The following is a 17,174-nucleotide window of genomic DNA, read 5'->3' on the forward strand; positions in this document are numbered from 1 at the left end:
AATGCTGCACCACCGGGTCGGGCAACACGAATAGCCCGGCTCCAAGGTTCCCTGCGGACGGGATTTTCTTCAGAGCCGGGCCGCAATACCGCGATTGGCCAGCCTATTCTCCGTTCAAGATCAGATTGATGACCGGAAGAACCGCGTTTACGGCACGAGCCGTGCGCACTGGCCAGATATACCAACTGTCTTCCTTGATCCTGTCGTACATGTATCCCTTTCTGAAATCGACACAGAAGTTGTTGGCCCAGTATTCATAATAACTTGTAGAGGTCCAGTAATAGTTATGTACGGCCCCCTGGATGTACACATTGCTGAAGGGATGGCCGCTTGGCAGGGCCGGGGATGTATTTTCATAGTCCATCAGGCTTAACAATTCCCGGACATTGGGGACACGCCAGTCGCCGTCCTTGGAGCCGTCGCTCAGACCACAGTCGCCATGGGATATCCCGGCCACGGCCGAGGGCGTGGACGACCAGTATTTCTTACCCAAGGGGGGGGCGCAATTCGCGTTCTTGAGCCAGACCAACCCCGTAAGCCGGTCGGTCACCGTACCGTCTCCAGTGTCAACAAACCGGGGCTCAGGCCAGGCCGCGCCGGGCCGCAGATCGCCGTCCTGTCCTGTGCCTGCGCAGTCAATGACTGTCCCGGCCGTATTGTAGCATGTGGTCTGCCCGGTTCGGGGGATGGCCGTGACTCCCGTGGTGCGGGCTTTTTTGACCGCCAACACGTAATAGGCCCCGGTCTTGTCGTGATAATAAAAGGTACCCCGCCGAAAATCGATGGCAAAGGCCTGGGTGGGGCTCATGGGGTCGATCCGGTCGTTGTGGGTCGTGCTCGACCAGAAAAACGGCGAGACCTGATCTGTGAACTGCACGTTCAGGAAGGGATGGTTCGCGGGAAGTGCGGGTGCATAGCGATCATAGTCGAGCAGGGATTCAAGCTCGTTGATGCTCGGCAGGCGCCACTCGCCGACCGCAGACCCGTCGGTAAGGCCGCATTGACCATCCGCAAGGTTGTTGGCGAAATTCAGGGCGTTTTGCCAGGAGAACATCTGGGAGTTGCAGTAGGCATTTTTCAGCCAGACAAGCCCGGTCAGGTTGTCAGTCACTGAACCGTCCGCATTGTCCGTGAACCTGGGATCGGGCCATGCCACGCCGGCCTGGAATTCGCCGTCCTGGCCGGTCCCAGGGCAGGGGGTGGGCAGGACCGTACCGGTGTAGGGAATGTAGTAGCAGGTTTTCTGTCCGGTTTTCGGAACCTGCGCCAGGGGAGCCGCTTGACAAATGTGGGGGATGACAAGAATCGCCAGCAAAGCGAGAATGAGCATGTGCGCGGTTTTCATCGTTTTCCTCGTCATGGGTTAGGCGATGCCGTTTTTCCACCAAGGCCCCTGTCCTCTCGGCGGTTCATCTGATTTTATTCACAAAATAAGTATCGGTGCTCCTTTTCTCTTTCAGCACACTGTAAAAATACACAAACTTCCCGCAATGTCAAAACATACATGAATTTACAACGCACTTTTAACAAAACTCGCGTGGATATTTAAATAATTTCCCAGCATCCCTGTTCTGAATAGATTCCTGCAAGACTCATAATCCCAACATGTTCTTCATAAAATCCTTCATCATACCTATAAACCATGAAAAAGGCATTCGCACGAAGCCTGGATATACCGCTGTCACCTCTCAATCTCCTCCTTATGGTGTCAGTCGAATGGGGGCGCCTCCGATGACCGCTTCGTCACCAAGAAGGGAAAAAGTCCTCCGGGCGACCAGGATACGGCCAGCGGACCTAAAGATTCGCGGCTGTCATCCGAAAAGATGATAAACCGGGATTGTAACCAGGGATGGCCAAAATGGCTCTTTCCGACCTCGAACGATATCTTGTCTACCAGTCATCATCCCAGCTCCTCCAGCAGGATCTGATAACCAATGCGTTGTTGCAGGGCGGGGCGGTTGGCAGAGATTTACGAAATCTGCTCTTTTCTGAAAACGAAAGTGTAACCTTGACCAACCCGTACGATGAAGCGATTACAGGGACTTTGCGGGCCGATTCTCGGGCAGTAAAGCAAAATTCCAAAAATGTTTCCGAAGCTTCAAGCATGATGGGGATTGCGAAAGAAGGCGTTGCGGGCATCCAAACCGCCCTCGAAGAGCTGGCTCAAATCATTGACGATATCAATAGCGGAACGCTCAGTGGATCAAGCGCGACAGTGCAAGATAATTACAACAACCTCAAAAATCAAATTCTCGGATATATTTCCAATACAGAATACAATGGCATTTACATGCTTGACAGCACCAAATGGGGAACGGAACAGATAGACAGCAATGGAGCTGTATATATTCAGGCGTTCATTAATGATGGGTTCAAAGTGAACTTCCAAGCAGTCAATCAACTTGATTTCAACAGTTTGGATTCGACCAAACTGGCAACACCCGCTGATCTCAATAGCCAGAAAGCATTGGTCGACAGCCTCGCCTCAAGCATTGATGCCATTCACGAAATATATGAAAACAGGGAAAGCGGTTTAGCACAGCAGGCCGTGCAGTTGAATTCTCAGTCCGCCTTATTGGCGCAGGCAGCAGAGAACAGACGACAGTCGCCAACGAAATCCATGGAATCCATCTTGCTGGATTTTGTAGCAACGACAACGGGAACTCTGGTAGACGAGTCGAGTTGACTGTTGTGAAACCAGCGTGAAGTGGTTCCCGGAGTAGCCCCCAATTCAACCGGACATCCTGGCGAACCGAGGAGGTCGTGCTAGAGGTATGTCCAGACAGAGTGCTCACAAGTATCCTATAGTCGAGGTGTTCGGGGGCCAACCTGGAATCGCCTGGAAGGCGGATGGTGGAGCAACGTCTACTCGTTAAAGAGCAACAATTGGGATGGATTGTAGGAGGGGTTTTTCGCCGTTGCGTCATGAACGCATCGAAAGCGGAATGGAAAGGTCTTCAGCGCGCCACCAGCGACAAAACCGTTGTTGAAATCCACATACCAGGCTCTGTTGTCGTCGTGCACCTCGGTCGTGCCGGTGGTGTATTGTTCGGCGGCGCAACTGAAAAGCGGGTTGATGCGAGGACTGGTACGATCCGTATCCAGCAGGCTTTCCAATTCGCGTATGCTTGGCAGACGCCAGGCTGTTTTTGTGCCGATGGACAGATTCTCGCACCAGGCCAAGGCCTCTTTCCAGACCAACGGATTTGGACTCCCATTTTGTTCCCAGATAAGAGATGTCGTTGTATCGGTGATAGTTCCGTCTCCGTTATCGACATATGCAGCCACGTCGAGGGCGTTGCCTCTGACGCACCTCGAATAGAGCTGCCAATCCGTTTTGTTGTAATTATATGCCCCTCCGCCGCCAAAATAGACCATCCAGGCCGCGTTATCCTGGCCGACATACGTGGTGTTGGCCCAATAGTTTCCCGTCGTCTCCGTGCATTGGAATACCGGATTGATTACTGGCGGCGTGAACACCCTGTTGATGTCGACAATCGTCGTCAGTTCGCGCCATGTGGGGAGCCTCCAATCCGACTGCCCGGCAAAGTCCAGATTCTGGCAATGCCCGACCGCGTTTTCCCAGGTGCGCTTCGTCCCGCCATCGGATTGTTCCCAGACGAGTCCTGTCACCAGGTCGGTCACCGTGCCATTCCCATTGTCCTGATATGACATGGGAACTCGCTGGTAATTGCCATCCTGACCGTAGTAATCCTCTCCTGGCGCCGGGCATGCGATCTCGTACAAATCGTTATAACACTTGACCTGCCCGGTCGATGGCAGGGTGTAGGCATGCACTCGCGCGGTCATCAAAAGAACCGACAACACACCACACAAGAAAATTTGCATCGATATCCGTTTAAATACATTCGGATTCGTATGGCGCATATTCTCACCATGATGCACGTTATACCTCCTTGACTACTGGAAGTGAAGTATTTATCGTACGTATCGTTTCGCTCGCACCGATGTTATCTCATCGGTTGAGCCCCCTGGTTTTCCGAGCACAACCACTTCACATTTTGGATTGCTTTATCATTAAGTAAAATCTATCCAAAAATTAATAACCTTGCAAGAGGATATTGCCTCATAGATTGTAAAATACATGGCTGGCTCGCGAAAAATATATGCAACTAGCTGAATGGGATGAACATGACCTGTGATGACTTCCCCCAGATATCATTCCAATACGAATGTGCCCATCAAGATCAGGCCGTCTTGAGACTGTCCATCAGTTCAATCCATATGGACAAGGTTGGCGAGGCACGGCTCACGTCCGCGCCTTAACGAGCTTTGGGCAATATTTTCATAACTGTAATGATTTGTGGCGATCATTGTCTCAAAAATAACATAAACATTGGAGGAATGTTCACATGAAGACAACCTCTGCATGGTTTTCTGCTCCTTGTGACTGTTGCGACATCATCATCACAAGGAGTCATAAACCCCATGTCAGCAAACAGGCAACGAATTCTGCCGGTAGAGGTCTGCAGACGTATCATCGCCCTCATGAATGACGTCAAGGTGGAGTACGATCTTCTGGGGCACCCGCCAATTTCGGAGAGTCAAGCCACGATCGCCTGCCGCAAGGAATGCGGATGGACCGGCGCCCATTGCCGACCCATCATGCTCAAAGCCAAGGACCGCTATCACCTCGTGGTCACCACCTGCGACTGCTCGATCAACGGCCGCCATTTCAAAAAGCCGTTTGGAACCAAGAACATCCGTTTTGCCAGATCCGAGGAAATCGAAGAGCATTCCGGCTGCGCCATCGGCTCCAAAGGCTCATTGCCGCCCTTTCTGCCAGGGAACAGGATGGTGCCCCACTACTTCGACCTCGCCATCCTCGCCTCCGAGAACTTCATGTTTTTCTTGGCCGCGAACACGATCTCAGTGCGGATCAAAAGCAACGACCTCTATAAACTGCTCACCGCCTCCGGGACCAAGGCCTTCTGGTTCTCGCGCAACACGGAAGAACGGCTCGATTTCTTCCACCACGAGGAGTTGCCCAGGTTGCGGCTTAGCCCTCCTTCTTGCGTTTGAGCACGAGGATGAAGCCCCCAGGTTTCAGCGTCGCAGATATCCGGCGTGGACAAGGCCGCCGGGATGACCGTGTTCGTGAACCGTCAGATATGGCCCATGCTTCCTTGGCCATGTCTCCCAGTCCGACACCCTGCCCAGGATGGCGCTTCAGCTCATGGGCTCGTCGGCTCGAGGTCACCAACCATCCGGCCGCGGCCGCATCAAAACGATGCTTTCCAGGGGTGGATGCAAACTGGGTGTGAAATGCACCCAGTTGACCTATTTTTTGACCGTATTTGGCAACAATGAAAAAGGGCTGAAAACCACCTAAATGGTCTTCAGCCCTTGAATTCCTGGAGCCAGCACGAAATACCGTTGCATGCCAATACCGTCTCCAGATCATCACTCCAGGAGCAGGAGCAGAAGAGACCCTGGCGAGAATGCCCCATGCGGTCGAAAATACTGGATGCGATAATTCCAGATATCAGCCACATACACCAAACCATCGGGTGCTACCGCGACAGCTAAAGGGGAGTTGAACTGTCCGTCACCCGTGCCGTTCGTTCCCCATTTAGTCAGGAAGTTGCCGTTTGTGGAGAACTTCTGAATGCGATTATTCCAAAAATCAGCTACATACACCGAACCATCGGGTGCTACCGCGACACCCCGAGGATGCTGGAACTGCCCGTCATTCGTGCCTTCAGTTCCCCATTTAGTCAGGATACTGCCGTTTGCAGAAAACTTCTGGATGCGATTATTCTCACTATCAACCACATAAACGGAACCATCGGGCGCTACCGCGACACCATAGGGGGAATCGAACTGCCCATCACCCGTGCCTTCACTTCCCCATTTAGTCAGAAAACCGCCGTTTGCGGAGAACTTCTGGATGCGATGATTCCAATAATCAGCCACATAAACCGAACCGTCGGGTGCTACCGCGACACAAAAGGGGTAATTGAACTGCCCGTCCTCTGTGCCGTAACTTCCCCATTTAGTTAGGAAATCTCCGTTTGCGGAGAACTTCTGGATGCGATGATTCCAAGAGTCAGCCACATAAACCGAACCGTCGGGTGCTACCGCGACACCGGGTGTATTGAACTGTCCGTCCTCAGTGCCATAACTACCCCACTTGCTCTGGAAAGTGCCGTTTACGGAGAACTTCTGGATACGGTGATTGTCTTTATCAGCTACATAAACTGAACCATCGGGTGCTACCGCGACACCAGCGGGGTGATTGAATTGCCCGTCACCTGTGCCTTCACTTCCCCATTTCCCAACAAAAACAGGTGGCCCTTCCGACTGAGCCTGTCCAGAAAAGCCCACCAGCACAAAGATCGTCGTCAATGAGAAGCACATCAGACAAGCGTTGAGTCTTGCGGAAAATGTCGCCCCGATCATTCCTCCCTCCTCTGCAGCGTTTTTTTTACGCAACTCGAATGTCAAAACCAGAAGTCGATTTACTATCTATATGCCTCTCCTGCACAACATTTTCAAGTGGGAAGTGAACCCATAATGACACTTCTGATTCTTCTTACAGGGTACAACCTCTACGAAAACTTAGAACTTACTGCTCAACTCCAGGCACAAAAAATCTCACGCCCCTTGCACACTCCCCCCATTCGCCCCTGGTTAGAGTCCACGGAGAGAACACCAAGATAGGTCATCATCCCATTTTCATACCGAAAAGCATGGATGTCGCCTGTAGCCGTTCCTGACCAGCCCACGACAACGCCTGCGTCGTTTAAGGCCGCAGCCTGACTCTCACTACCATCCCCCCAAGGGTTCCCAGGTCGATGATCGTGTATGTCGGAAACGCGCATTGAGCCGTCCCGGGCACGACAACCTAAGAAACAAACGCGAGCAATGCGAAAAATAATAATTTCTCATGCATATGTGACATTATAATGAAAAATATATGGGGTCATTCCATGACATTCCTCATCGATGGACGGAGGATATTCGACACATAAACACTACTATTCTAAATTTTTTACGCTAATCGAAATTTAACATAAAAAACCATCGTAGTCAATGCAACATACATCCCGCCAAGAGAACCCTTTTCACCAACCAGGTGGCAGTGATGTATCTGGCTGCTCTCCCCACCGTCTTGTCCACGATCTTCAGGCGGGCCGGTTGGCGCAGTTGATAGGAAATCAAAAGGGCCTAGGAGGATTACCCCCTAAGCCCTTGAAATTCTTGGAGCCAGCATGGAGACTCGAACTCCAGACCTGCTGATGACGAATCAGCTGCTCTACCAACTGAGCTCTGCCGGCTTTCTGCGGAAAATGCTTGAGACACGCGGCATTATGGCCAGTCAAGGCGTTTATTGATTTGTTCGCATCCGCTCAAAATTGGGGCGAGGAGTTCGCCTTTTGCGAACCGTGCGCGCCCCCTCATTGCTCCTGCGCCCTTCCCTGTCGTCCCCTGTTTCATCGTCCCTTGAACAGCCTGGAGGTCAGCACGAAGAACAGGGGGATGAAGATGAGGTCGATAAACGTGGCCGAGAGCATGCCGCCGCACACGGCCGTGCCGATGGCGTTCATGGCCCCGGCCCCGGCCCCGGTGGCGATGGCCAGGGGCAGAACCCCGAAGAAAAACGCCAGGGAGGTCATGAGCACCGGCCTAAACCGGGTCTTGACCGCGCCGAGCGTGGCGTCGACGAGCGTCTCTCCCTGAGCCATGCGCTCCTTGATGAACTGGATGATCAGGATGGCGTTTTTCGTGGACAGCCCGAGCGTGGTCAGAAAACCGATCTGGAAGTAGACGTCGTTGGGCATGCCCCGAAGCGACGTGGCCGCGATGGCCCCGAGCACGCCAAGCGGCAGCATGAGCATGTTGACGATGGGGATGGTCCAGCTTTCGTACAACGCCGCCACGCACAAAAAGATCACGAAGACCGAGAAGGCGTACAACAGCGGCCCCTGGGCTGTGGCCATCCGTTCCTGATAGGACAGGCCCGTCCAGTCGAAACCGATGCCCTGGGGCAGCTTGGCGACGAAGTCCTCCATGATCGTCATGGCCTCGCCGGTGCTGTGGCCCGGAGCCGGCTCGCCCAGGATGTTGATGGACGGGAAGGCGTTGAAGCGCTCAAGCTTTGGCGACCCCATGGTCCAGTGGCCGGTGGCGAAGGCCGAGAAGGGCACCATCTTGTCTTCGGTGTTGCGGACGTAGAGCTTGTTCAAATCCTGGGGCTGCATGCGGTATGGGGCGTCGGCCTGGACGTAGACCTGCTTGACCCGACCGGCCTGAATGAAGTTGTTGACGTAGGAACTGCCGAAGGCCGCCGAAATGGTATGATGAATGGAGGTGATGGGCGCCCCGAGGGCTCCGGCCTTGTCCCAGTCCACGGCGACATGGTATTCCGGGACGTCATCCATTCCGTTGGGGCGGACCCTGACCAGCCGTGGCTCCTGCCTGGCCATGCCCAGAAGCTGGTTGCGCGCGGCCATGAGCTTGTCGTGGCCAAGGCCGCCCCGATCCAGCAACTGGAAGTCGAAGCCCGTGGCCATGCCCAGTTCCACCACCGGCGGCGGTGGAAAGGCGAAGACCATGGCCTCGTTGATCTGGGAGAGGCGCTTGGAGGCCCGCAGGGCGATGGCCTTGACCTTGAGGTCGTCGCCTTGGCGCTGGTCCCAGTCCTTGAGCTTGACGAATCCCAGGGCCATGTTCTGTCCCTGGCCGCTGAAACTCACGCCCGAGACGTTCATGAAGCTGTCCACGGCGTCTTTTTCCTGCTCCAGGAAATAGTTGCGGACCTTGGTCATGACCGCCTCGGTCTGCTCCAGGGTGGACGAGCCCGGCGGCAGGGTGGCCTGGATCATGAGGATCCCTTGGTCCTCGTCCGGGATGTAGCCGGTGGGCATGCGCACAAACAGGTAGCCCACCCCGGCCACGATCAGGGCGTACAAGACGAGGTAGCGCGCGGCCCTGGAGAAGGATCTGCCCACCAGGCCCACGTAGATGGACCGGGCGCGATAAAAGACCCGGTCGAACCAGCGGAAAAAGGGGCGCAGAAAGTAGATCACATTTTCCGAAGGCTCATGCCCCTTGGGCACGGGTTTGAGAAACGTGGCGCACAGAACCGGGGTCAGGACCAGGGCCACCACCACGGAAAGCAGCATGGCGGCGATGACCGTGACCGAGAACTGGCGGTAGAGCACCCCCGTGGACCCCTGGAAAAAGGCCATGGGACCGAACACCGCCGAGAGCACCAGGCCGATGCCGACCAGGGCGCTGGTGATCTCGTCCATGGATTTGGCTGTGGCCTCCCGGGGCGAGAGGCCCTCCTCGGACATGATCCGCTCCACGTTCTCGACCACCACGATGGCGTCGTCCACCAGAAGGCCGATGGCCAGCACCATGGCGAACATGGTCAGCATGTTGATGGAGAAGCCGAAGGCGCTTAGGACTGCGAAGGTTCCCAAGAGCACTACGGGCACCGCGATGGTCGGGATAAGCGTGGCCCGGATGTTGCCCATGAACAGGTACATGATCAAAAAGACCAGGATCACGGCCTCGAACAGGGTCTTGACCACCTCGTCGATGGCCACCCTGGTGAACGGCGTGGTGTCGTAGGGATAGACCACCTTCAAGCCCGGGGGAAAATACGCGCTCATCTCCGCAAGCTTGCTCTTGATGGCGTCGGCGGTGTCCAGGGCGTTGGCTCCGGCGGCCTGGCGGATGGCCATGGCGGCCGAGGGCAGGCCGTTGTACTCGCCCACGATGTCGAAGCGTTCGGAGCCCAGTTCCGTGCGCCCGATGTCCTTGACCCGGACCACGGAGCCGTCGGGATTGACGCGGATGGGGATGTTGGCGAATTCTTCCGGGGTTTGAAGCAGATGCTGGACCACGATGGGGGCGTTGAGGTGCTGGCCGGGCATGAAAGGCGCTCCCCCGATCTGGCCGGCCGAGACCTCGACGTTGTAGGCGGTAAGCGCCGAGGTGACGTCGGCCACGGTCAAGCTGTAGCTGTGCAGCTTGTCCGGATCGAGCCAGACGCGCATGGCGTACTGGCTGCCGAAATTCTCCACCTCGCCCACGCCGGGCACCCGGGAGAGGATCTTTTCCAGATTGGACTGGGCGTAGTCCCGCAGATCCACGCCGTTCATGCTGCCGTCTTCCGAGATCAGGCCGACGACGATGAGGTAGTTCCGGGTGGACTTGCTGACCTCGACGCCCGAACGCTGCACCTCGTCGGGCAGACTGGCCGTGGCCAGTTGCAGCTTGTTTTGCACCTTGGACCAGGCGATGTCCGGATCGGTGCCCGGCTCGAAGGTCAACTCCAGCCTAGCCTCGCCCGAGGATGAGCTGGTCCCGCTTAAATACAGCAGCCCGTCCAGACCGGTCATCTTCTGCTCGATGATCTGGGTCACGGTGTTCTCCACCGTCTCGGCCGAGGCGCCCGGGAAATAGGCGGTGATGGAGATGGAGGGCGGGGCGATGGGCGGATACTGGGAAATGGGCATCTTATAGATGGCCAATCCGCCAAGGGCCATCATGGAGATGGCGATGACCCAGGCGAAAACAGGCCTGTCCAAAAAGAATTTCGACAACATTACTTCTCTCCCTCACCGCTTTTCGGCGTCCGGGCATCGGCCTGGGCCGTCTGGCCCTGGTCAACGGGTGTGGCCTTGACCTCAGTTCCGGGCCGGAGCATCTGCAGGCCCTCGACGATCACCCGGTCCCCGGGGGCCAGTCCGGCCACCACGAGCCACTGGTTGCCGATGGCCCGGTCCAGGGTCAGTTGGCGCATCTCGGCCTTGTTTTCGGCATTGACCACCAGGGCGTAGGGGTTGCCCTTGGTGTCCCGGGACACGCCCTGTTGGGACACCAGGATGGCCTCGTCGTTGACGCCTTCCTTGATGATCGCCCGCACGAACATGCCGGGCAGGATCTCCGCCTGCGGGTTGGGGAAGATCAGGCGCAGGATGACCGAGCCGGTGGAGGGATCCACGGTGACGTCGCGGAACTGAAAGATCCCCTCCAGGGCATAGGGCTTGCCGTTCTCCATGATGAGATTGGCCGCGTTCTGGTTCTTCTGGTCCGGGTTGATCAACCCCTTCTCCCGGCGTTCCTTCAGCCTGAGAAGCTCGGCCGAGGACTGGGTCACGTCCACATAGATGGGATCGAGTTGCTGGATGGTGGCCAGGGCCACGGTCTGATACGCCGCGACCAGGGCGCCGTCGGTCACGCTGGACTTGCCGATGCGGCCGGAGATGGGCGCGGTGACCTTGGTGTATCCCAGATTGATCCTGGCGGTCGCGACCTTGGCCTGCAGGGCCGTGATGGTGGCCTTGAGCTGATCGTGGGCCGAGGCGGCGTCGTCATAGTCTTGCTGGCTTAAGGATTCGCTGGTGAGAAGCTTGCCGTAGCGCTGGGCCTTGGCCTGGACGCTCGGCAGCTTGGCCTGGGCCTCGGCCAAGGCGGCCTCTGCATTGGCCAGATCGGCCTCGAACGGGGCCGGATCGATCTGGTACAGCATCTGCCCTTCCGTGACGTCGCCCCCCTCCGTAAAAAGACGCTTCTGGATCAACCCGTTGACGCGGGGGCGTATCTCGGCGACCCGGAACGCGGAGGTGCGTCCCGACAATTCCTTGGCCAAGAGGAGTTTCTGGGGACTGATGGTGATGTAGGAAACCTCGGGAACTCGGGCTTGGGGAGGCCCCTGCTTTTCCTGGCCGCATCCCGCGAGCGTGAACAGGGACAAGGTCAAAACCGACAGTCCGCACCAACGTGACAGCGGACGTGTAAACGCATTCATGACTTGCATGGGCACTGCCTCCGGATGAAAACAAAACGACAATATCGGATGAAAGCCGACACGGCTCGAAACACCTGCATCGCATTCTCACATGAAATATCCCCTGAAACGCCGCGCGCCCGGGCACATGCCGGGCCGCTAGGGGATCAGGAAGGGATCGGAAACACTCTCGACTCCGTACCGGTCATGGACGATTCCCGCATCGGGGCCGTCGCAACCGGCCTCTTCGCGGCATGGGGCATGTCCGCGAACAATACGTTCCTCAGCGGCGTTCCACGCGTGAGGCCGCTGTGCGGCGGCCGCATGCCGCCGCGAAAAAAACCGCCATCAACAGGCCACCGCTCGGGCGAACAGATCCCAATTCGCGCTGGTCTGGAGCGGCAGGTCGACCTCCTCGGGTCTTCGCGCCCGCATCAACGCCGGCATGGCCACCAGCCCCAGAAAAAAAACGAAAATCTCATCGGGCCGGATGTCGGCGCGGACCTCCCCCGAGTCCTGCCCCGAGGAGATCAGGTCCAGTATGGCTTCGCGGAACATGCGGTGGTGCCTGAGCTTGAGATCGCGCAGACGCAAGTCCCCCAGCCACAGGGCGTCGGAAAGAAAAATTACCGGCAGGGCGCAGTATTTCTCCACGAGGGCCATGCTTCTCATGTTCACACGGCGCAAAGCGTCGAGAGCGGTCGCGGCCTCGGCCCGGCTGCGGCGGATGATATCGACCATGATTTCATGATGCTCCTCGAGAACGGCGGCCAGGATATCGGACTTGTTTTTGTAATGCCGATACAGGGCCGCGGCGGAGATGCCGACGGCCTGGGCCACCCGGCGAACGGTCACCGCGCCCAGCCCTTCCTCGACCACGAGACGAAGCGTCACTTCGGCGATCTGTTCCCGGCGAAGCGGGGATTCCATGCGTACGGCCATGGGAGGGCATGTAAACACGTGTTCACTTGATGTCAAGTTGAGACTTCAAGCCCGATCTTAAGCTGAAGAACCCCGGCCTCGAATCCGCTCGGCGCATCTCTTGAGGCCTGGCAAGCCGAAGTCGGGGGAGGAAAGGCTCGGGGCACATATTCAGAAAATGACGACGGCCGCGCCCGCTTGCGCGGCCGCATCAAAACGATGCTTTCCAGGGGTGTATGCAGACTGACTGTAAAATGCAGTCAGTTCGGCTAAAATTCGGTCATTTTTGAGAGGATCGAAAAAGGGCTGAAAACCACCTAAATGGTCTTCAGCCCTTGAAATTCCTGGAGCCAGCATGGAGACTCGAACTCCAGACCTGCTGATTACGAAGAGACAAAAGTTGGCTATTAAGCTAGAATTTATAGCTTATTTAAAAAAATCGACCCCGATTATGTTGGTAAACCGCCAACTGATTCTGCCCCCTCCAAACGGGGTGGTTGGCGGTTGGTTGGCTGAGTTGTTGGCTGCCCTGGATCAGCATCTTCCCACGATTTTCAGGAAAGCCTGCTTGATCCCCTCGACTTCAGGGCGGAGCGGCTCAATGGTTATCCCCAACCCCCTCAGGAGTTGTCGTAGCTGACATGGCTTGGCGGTTGCTCAAACACTGCCCGAATTCTCACTCTGACAAAAGTAAAAGCGTGAGCCCCCCTTGAACCGGAGGGGGGGGGCTGGGAAGAGCCAGGAAGGCATGACGGATGCCGTCGTGCGTCATCCCGCTCCCAACGATACTGCCGGAATCAGAAATCGCGAGGGCGCTCTCCAGGCTTGCGAAGGGACTGCTCCCTGTAATGCGCGTGGCAAGTTCCATCATGACGCCTTGAGCATAGACAAAAGCCGCATCCACTCCCGAGGCTTTCCTGGCTTTGCCTACGATTTGCCCAGAAGCGTTTATCCCGTAAGCGAAACTCCTGTCGCCGCCTAGCGTTCCGAGGTCGTACAACTCCCCATCGCTCTGGCGCAAAAAGGCATGGGCGGGGCCGAGAAAGGGGTTCGTAAAAAAGGCGTAGCCAACGATCTGATCCGTGGCGTTGATGGCCGTGGCGAAGGCGTCATAAGCTGCACCGTCCTGGGGGTGGGGGCTGAACGCGTACAATGTTCCCTCAATCGGGTAAGTAAACGCCTTGCTGCATTGGAAGTTCGCGATAGTCGGAGGCTGGTTGTAGAGGAAGATGGCGCTTCCCACAATGTGTCCTAGGGGGCTTATGGCTGCGGCCTCACTTGTCATCCAAACCCAGGTGGCGCCGGGCGGCAGCGTAGAGGGCAGAGGATCAGGCGGTAACCCAATATTTGTCATGTTTCCGTTCGAGTACAGGAACGCCCGTGATCCCGAAACTGTATTTGCTTTTCCAACGATCTCGCCTGCATTGTTTATCCCCGTGGCATAGCTGAAATCTCCGCCTGGGAGTACTCCAAGATCGGTCATCACCTCGTTTTGATACAGAAAAGCGTGCAGTAATCCGGACGAAGTCGTGTAGGACTTCCCGACGATCTGTCCCGTATGATTGATTCCGGTCGCATAACTGTTCGTGCCCCCGGAGAGAACACCAAGATCGGTCATCATCCCGTTTTCATACCGAAAAGCATGGATGTCGCCTGTAGCCGTTCCTGACCAGCCCACGACCACGCCTAAATCGTTTAAAGCCGCAGCCTGGCTCTCGCTGTCTTCCCCCCCAAGGGCTCCCAGGTCGATGATCGTGTACGTCGGAAACGCGCTTTGCGCCATCCCGGGCAAGAAGACCCCATAAACACACGCAAGCAAAACGAGAAATAATAATTTCCCATACATTCGTGATCTTATGACCGAACACAAGCGGAGACTGTCCATGATATTCCTCCTCAATGGATGGAGGAGAATCAATGTTCAAATGCCATTATTCTACTATTTCCAACATTTTTAGAATAAAACACAAAAAAAAGGCATCGTCAATGCAAAATGCTTCCCGTCAACAGACATTTCCCCCTCCAGGCAGGGTGGTTGGCGAGAGGTTGGCTGAGTCGGTGACTGCCCTACCCCGCTTCGCCTGCTTGAGAATTCCAATGATCTGTACCTCGCTGAAACGGCTCTTCCCCATGACCATGACCTGCTTGGCCGAAGTCACGAACTCATAACTGGGATACCTTTGGGGGAAAGGTCAGCTCGGCTCACATCCGCGCCCTAACGACCATTGGGCAGTATTCTCTTAACTGGAGGGGGGAGGGAGGCGGACGGCGCTGCCTGCCCGACCGGCCGCGGCCGCATCAAAACGATGCTTTCCAGGGGTGGATGCAAACGGGGATACCTCTTAGGGGAAACGTCACATGCGCACGGAGTCAAACTGGAGTTCATCCGGCCAGGGAAGCCGACGGATAATTGTTTCATCGAAAGCTTCAATGTGAAGTTCCGTGAAGAATGCCTGGATGCGCACCTGTTCACGAGCCTTGCGAAAGCCAAAAAGATCATTGAGGAATGGCGACGGGATTACAACGCCCTTAGTCCCCATAACGCGTTTGCCGGTATGAGCCCGGAGGAATACCGAAGAGCCGCGAAAGGTAAAAAACCTGAAACAAGGAGTCCGAACTTATCCCTGGTATACTCGCTGGGGTAAGGTCATATGCAAACTGTCTATAAAAATTCAAAATAATCATTCACCTAACAAAAGATTGTAGACGGGACATATCCCTGAAAAATTATTTTTAGGCCATGCCAAAAAGGCTTTTTTACTATTAGTAAGTCCTCCAATAAATCCTGTATCGCTAATTGTCCATGCGACGTCAAAAAAATCATTATCTCTTTTTTCGACCAAACTATCAAGATAATAAAAATTATCATTTTTAGCCAGAACTGCTTGACATCCATAGCCAGGGCAGCTTTGTCCAACAAAGGAAAAGTCATTATTTACAGAAAGAAAAGAAGCATATGCCAAGTTAAAGCTGTTTTCACCTTTTTTAAAAGTATCAGTTTTTATATTATAATACCCATATTCATAACACACTAGCCCGCCTATTGCGCTAACATAAGTCAAAACTACTACACCGTTGTCAGACGCACTATGGGCATAAACACTTGATATTTCTTCTCCAGGTACAGGAGTGATAACAAAGGGATTGAATGTTTTTGTATCAAAATCAATATATCCATCCGACAAAACAATTGTATTGTTATTTGTAATGTGTATAATTTTTTTACTTGCCTCGCTATCAAATCGATTTTTTGCTCCATCCCTCAAGATTACATAAATATAGTAGTCATTATTATAATAACCCGGATAATAACCATAAACTGCAATTGTTCCCAGCGCATTTACTTTTCCATCACAAAATATAAACTTGTAAACACCTTCACTTTCTACATCTACCCAATTTGTTTCTCCATCAGCACTCAATCGGAATGGCTTTCTCCAACTAACACCAGAAGTATCTTCTTGCAACCCGACGCCATGAACAGATCCATCATCGAGTATACGAGTATCTTCACCAACAAAATGGATGTCAAACGTTTTATATTCTTTGCTTTTATGTTTATACAATGATAGCGGCAACTGGCTATACTGAGAAAATGACTCAATGATCACATCACCTGAATTGTTTGAAGATCTAACAGAACACCCATCTGCGTCTTGTACACATTGTATAATTTCGTATTCATATAAAATATTCGCAAATACTGCATTACAATTAAAAAAACATTGATGAATAAAAACTGCAACCAATAATAATTGATTAGTAAAATTATGATTTATCATGCTTTATTATAAATTTAACATTTACCAATTTGTCGCATTTTGCCAGTGATGGCACTAGGAGCAGCCATGTTACTTCTCCTGGTTTCTTTCGGTGATTCAGACCCCGCGAGATTCAAATATCCATGGAGTATTCTGCCCGCAAACCAAATAAATGCCTTTGTCTACCCCTGTGTAAACAGAAGTCGCAAATTTCTTTCATAGGCCATTTCACATTTCCGCCGGAGCCAGGATGCGCAGCACATCCCCCCGAAGAAACGCGCCCCATGCCTATATCGATGAAAGCATCATTTATAACCTGCCCTGCTTGCACAATATTGTCCAGTGGGAAGTGACCTCGTAGGAATTCTTAAAATGCGCATTGCAGGATAACCCCAACGAAAATCTAGGAATTCCTGCTCAGACCCAATCGAAAATAATTTCGCGCCCCATCCCAGCCGCCCCAGTCCCCATGCAAACGCACCCAGCCCCAAAACGGGCCGTTTTAGGTGTGGGGAGGCAGGCAAAGTGAGAAATGGCCTGGTGCCTGAATCGGACAGGACGAATACGGGCCGGATGTAGGACTGGTGCGGGCTAGGGAGGTCGCGGGGCAACCTTGACGGGACGAAAAAGCGAAATGAGAAAAATGGGCCGAAGAGGCCCTTTTTTTGCGCCCAAAGTGAGAAAATCATTGAGGCGGGTTGCCCTGATCGGCGGGCAAAATGATT

13 protein-coding genes and 1 tRNA gene are annotated in these 17,174 nt (G+C 54.4%); 3 read left to right on the plus strand and 11 right to left on the minus strand.

Going from position 1 to position 17,174, the window contains the following annotated elements:
* Positions 1 to 103: 103 nt before the first annotated feature.
* Positions 104 to 1,345 carry an Lcl C-terminal domain-containing protein gene (locus GD606_RS03870; RefSeq protein WP_163300622.1) on the minus strand — a complete coding sequence of 414 codons (1,242 nt, stop codon included), beginning with the start codon at positions 1,343 to 1,345 and terminating at the stop codon, positions 104 to 106.
* A gap of 513 nt (positions 1,346 to 1,858) precedes the next feature.
* Between GD606_RS03870 and GD606_RS03875 the strand changes: the two genes are divergently transcribed.
* A complete protein-coding gene (locus GD606_RS03875; RefSeq protein ID WP_163300623.1) occupies positions 1,859 to 2,686 on the plus strand; it encodes a flagellin N-terminal helical domain-containing protein in 828 nt (275 codons plus the stop codon).
* A gap of 179 nt (positions 2,687 to 2,865) precedes the next feature.
* Here the strand turns inward: GD606_RS03875 and GD606_RS03880 are convergent, their stop codons facing one another.
* Positions 2,866 to 3,906: an Lcl C-terminal domain-containing protein gene (locus tag GD606_RS03880; RefSeq protein ID WP_163300624.1), complete on the minus strand. Its 1,041-nt coding sequence runs from the start codon at positions 3,904 to 3,906 to the stop codon at positions 2,866 to 2,868.
* Positions 3,907 to 4,449: 543 nt separating this feature from the next.
* Here GD606_RS03880 and GD606_RS03885 point away from each other — a divergent pair.
* On the plus strand, positions 4,450 to 5,043 hold the full coding sequence (locus tag GD606_RS03885; protein WP_163300625.1) for a YbaK/EbsC family protein: 594 nt from the start codon (positions 4,450 to 4,452) through the stop codon (positions 5,041 to 5,043).
* 381 nt (positions 5,044 to 5,424) lie between these two features.
* On the opposite strand, the gene GD606_RS03890 is transcribed toward GD606_RS03885, so the two are convergent.
* The 8 genes from GD606_RS03890 to GD606_RS03925 form a co-directional block, all read right to left on the minus strand.
* Positions 5,425 to 6,423, minus strand: coding sequence for an SMP-30/gluconolactonase/LRE family protein (locus GD606_RS03890; RefSeq protein WP_163300626.1), 999 nt, complete (start codon positions 6,421 to 6,423; stop codon positions 5,425 to 5,427).
* Between the two features lie 173 nt (positions 6,424 to 6,596).
* A complete protein-coding gene (locus GD606_RS20880; RefSeq protein WP_163300627.1) occupies positions 6,597 to 6,845 on the minus strand; it encodes a hypothetical protein in 249 nt (82 codons plus the stop codon).
* 380 nt (positions 6,846 to 7,225) lie between these two features.
* Positions 7,226 to 7,301, minus strand: a tRNA-Thr gene (locus GD606_RS03900).
* Positions 7,302 to 7,457: 156 nt separating this feature from the next.
* Positions 7,458 to 10,583, minus strand: a complete 3,126-nt coding sequence (locus GD606_RS03905; RefSeq protein ID WP_163300628.1) for an efflux RND transporter permease subunit — start codon at positions 10,581 to 10,583, stop codon at positions 7,458 to 7,460.
* Positions 10,583 to 11,797, minus strand: a complete 1,215-nt coding sequence (locus tag GD606_RS03910; protein ID WP_246298955.1) for an efflux RND transporter periplasmic adaptor subunit — start codon at positions 11,795 to 11,797, stop codon at positions 10,583 to 10,585. Before GD606_RS03910 ends, GD606_RS03905 begins: the two co-directional genes overlap by 1 nt.
* 318 nt (positions 11,798 to 12,115) lie before the next feature.
* Entirely contained in the window at positions 12,116 to 12,697 is a 582-nt protein-coding gene (locus GD606_RS03915; RefSeq protein ID WP_246298956.1) for a TetR/AcrR family transcriptional regulator, read from the minus strand.
* 162 nt (positions 12,698 to 12,859) lie between these two features.
* Positions 12,860 to 13,045, minus strand: a complete 186-nt coding sequence (locus GD606_RS03920; protein WP_163300630.1) for a hypothetical protein — start codon at positions 13,043 to 13,045, stop codon at positions 12,860 to 12,862.
* 319 nt (positions 13,046 to 13,364) lie between these two features.
* On the minus strand, positions 13,365 to 14,573 hold the full coding sequence (locus GD606_RS03925; protein ID WP_163300631.1) for a hypothetical protein: 1,209 nt from the start codon (positions 14,571 to 14,573) through the stop codon (positions 13,365 to 13,367).
* Positions 14,574 to 14,994: 421 nt separating this feature from the next.
* Here GD606_RS03925 and GD606_RS20885 point away from each other — a divergent pair, with 421 nt between their 5' ends.
* Positions 14,995 to 15,333, plus strand: coding sequence for an integrase core domain-containing protein (locus GD606_RS20885; RefSeq protein WP_368356352.1), 339 nt, complete (start codon positions 14,995 to 14,997; stop codon positions 15,331 to 15,333).
* 36 nt (positions 15,334 to 15,369) lie between these two features.
* On the opposite strand, the gene GD606_RS03935 is transcribed toward GD606_RS20885, so the two are convergent.
* Positions 15,370 to 16,470, minus strand: coding sequence for a hypothetical protein (locus GD606_RS03935; protein WP_163300633.1), 1,101 nt, complete (start codon positions 16,468 to 16,470; stop codon positions 15,370 to 15,372).
* Positions 16,471 to 17,174: the final 704 nt, after the last annotated feature.

This window comes from Desulfolutivibrio sulfodismutans DSM 3696 (genome assembly GCF_013376455.1).
GTDB lineage: Bacteria > Desulfobacterota > Desulfovibrionia > Desulfovibrionales > Desulfovibrionaceae > Desulfolutivibrio > Desulfolutivibrio sulfodismutans.